The organism is Rhizobium sp. 01T444 (assembly GCF_056398305.1).
In genome coordinates, this window is the sequence record NZ_JBFTPD010000336.1 from 1 (window position 1) to 563 (window position 563).

The 563-nt window shown below is 59.9% G+C and carries 1 protein-coding gene; it reads right to left on the bottom strand.

The features are described from left to right. Positions 1 to 327 (bottom strand): ABC transporter permease subunit (locus AC1DTN_RS38780; protein ID WP_477925536.1); only part of this gene is annotated, 327 nt, incomplete at its 3' end. Positions 328 to 563: the final 236 nt, after the last annotated feature.

Below are 563 nucleotides of genomic sequence, written 5' to 3' on the forward strand. Positions count from 1 at the left end.
GCCTGCAATGCCGACGAAGACCAGGCCGATAGAGAACAGCACTTGGTCAAGGTCGCTGCGCTCCTGCAGTCGGCTGTAGAGCAATCGTTGCAGTGGCCAAGCCACAAGCGCAACCAAGAGGACTGCACCGACAACCGAGAGGCTGTAGCCGAGGCCGAAGGACTTCATCAGCCAGGCGGCGGTGTAACCCCCAGCCATGGCGAAGACGCCGTGGGCAAGGTTCACGAAGCCCATGAGACCTAGGGTGATGGAGAGTCCGATGGAGATGACGAACAGCACCATGCCGTAGGCAACGCTATCGATGAGGATGCTTGCTATAAGGCTCATGCGAGCCTCCTAAGCTCAAAGGGGAGGAAACTGACCGTGGCGTGTTGGCTCGCGACCGAGGAGCCGCGTGCGGCTCACGGTGCGAAGAGACTTACTTCTTCAGCTGCAGGCCGTAGTCCGGCTGGGCGGCATAGGTCTTCGTCTCGCGGTTGACGAAGCGACCGTCGGGCTGCTTTTCGACCACTCGCATGTAGACGTTCTGAATGACGTCGCGCGTCTCGGCGTCAATCTTCATT